At 68.4% G+C, this 1,741-nt stretch carries 2 protein-coding genes; both read right to left on the bottom strand.

What is annotated here, in order from left to right:
- Positions 1-18: 18 nt before the first annotated feature.
- Positions 19-948 (bottom strand): electron transfer flavoprotein subunit alpha/FixB family protein, encoded by a 930-nt coding sequence (locus tag ABID44_RS18635; protein WP_354153173.1) that lies wholly within the window; start codon positions 946-948, stop codon positions 19-21.
- Between the two features lie 151 nt (positions 949-1,099).
- The coding region (locus ABID44_RS18630) for an electron transfer flavoprotein subunit beta/FixA family protein (RefSeq protein WP_354153172.1) at positions 1,100-1,741 on the bottom strand (642 nt) is incomplete at its 5' end.

Here is a 1,741-nt window from a genome sequence, read left to right as displayed (position 1 = left end):
ACGCTCTTCGTGTCCCGGTCAAAGCGCCTTTTGGAGTTCTGGCAGGATGGTGAAGAGGTCGCCGACGATGCCGTAGTCGGCGACCTGGAAGATGGGGGCTTCCTCGTCCTTGTTGATGGCGACGATGACCTTGGAGTCCTTCATGCCGGCGAGGTGCTGGATGGCTCCGGAGATGCCGCAGGCGATGTAGAGGTCGGGGGCGACCACCTTGCCGGTCTGGCCGACCTGCCAGTCGTTGGGGGCGTAGCCGGCGTCGACCGCCGCGCGGCTTGCGCCGACTGCCGCCCCCAGCTTGTCGGCCAGCGGCAGGATCACCTCCTGGAACTTCTCGGCGGAGCCGAGCGCGCGCCCGCCCGAGATGATGATCCTCGCCGAGGTCAGCTCCGGACGGTCGCTTTCCGACAGCCTGTTCTCCACGAAGGAAGACACGCCCGGATCGGCGGCGGCCGCCACCGTCTCGATTGCCGCCGAACCGCCCTCGGGGGCGGCCTGGAAGGAGGCCGTGCGCACGGTGACGACCTTCCTTGCGTCTGTCGACTGCACCGTCTGGATGGCGTTGCCGGCATAGATGGGGCGCTTGAAGGTGTCGGGCGACACCACCTCGATGATCTCCGAGACCTGCGCCACGTCGAGCAGGGCGGCGACGCGCGGGGCGACGTTCTTGCCCGACGAGGTCGCCGGGGCGACGATGGTGTCGTAGTCGCCGGCCATGCTGACGATCAGCGCCGCGAAGGGTTCGGCCAGACGCTCGGCCAGCTCGTCGGCCCCGGCCAGCAGCACCTTGCGCACGCCCTTGAGCCTGGCGGCGGCCTCAGCGGCCGCGCCGGCGTCCTTGCCGGCGACGAGGATGTCGACGTCCGCGCCGATCTGGAGCGCGGCCGAAAGCGCCTTGGCGGTCTGGTCCGACAGCGTGGCGTTGTCATGTTCGGCGATAAGAAGAATTGCCATGTTCGTGTTTCCTGCTTCATCTGGCGCCCGATTTGCGGTCAGGGCGCAGCGAAAATGGTGTCGTTCGAGAACCGGAGCGCAGCGCAGCTCAGTACGCCAGCGCCGCAAGCGCAAGACAGCGTCATGTGCGGCCCGCCCTCACCTCAGTTCCCTAGAGGACGCCGGCCTCGTTCTTCAGCTTGTCGACCAGCTCGGCGACCGAGCCGACCTTGACGCCCGCCTTGCGGCCGCCCGGCTCCTCGGTCTTCAGCACCTTCAGGCGCGGGGCGACGTCGGCGCCGAAATCGGCCGGGCTCTTCTCGTCCAGCGGCTTCTTCTTGGCCTTCATGATGTTGGGCAGCGACGCATAGCGCGGCTCGTTGAGGCGCAGGTCCGAGGTCACGACCGCCGGCAGCTTCAGCTCCACCGTCTGCAAGCCGCCGTCGACCTCGCGCGTCACCCTCGCCGTGTCGCCGGCGATCTCGACCTTCGAGGCGAAGGCGCCTTGCCCCCAGCCCAGAAGCGCCGCCAGCATCTGCCCGGTCTGGTTGGAATCGTCGTCGATCGCCTGCTTGCCCATGATCACCAGGCCAGGCGCCTCGGCCGCGACCACGCCCTTGAGCACCTTGGCCACGCCCAGCGGCTCGACCGTCTCGTCCACCCTGACCAGAATGGCGCGGTCGGCGCCCATGGCCAGCGCCGTGCGCAGCGTCTCCGCCGCCTGGCTCGGCCCGACCGAGACAACAACGATCTCCTCGACCTTGCCCGCCTCCTTCAGCCGGATCGCCTCCTCAACCGCAATCTCGTCAAACGG

Origin of the sequence: Aquamicrobium ahrensii (genome assembly GCF_040545755.1) — a bacterium.
Lineage (GTDB): Bacteria > Pseudomonadota > Alphaproteobacteria > Rhizobiales > Rhizobiaceae > Mesorhizobium > Mesorhizobium ahrensii.
This window is presented reverse-complemented; position numbering and strand designations above follow the sequence as displayed.

Coding starts and splice junctions, on each gene's coding strand:
- ABID44_RS18635 (WP_354153173.1), bottom strand. CDS start 948: ATGGCAATTCTTCTTATCGCCGAACATGACAACGCCACGCTGTCGGAC.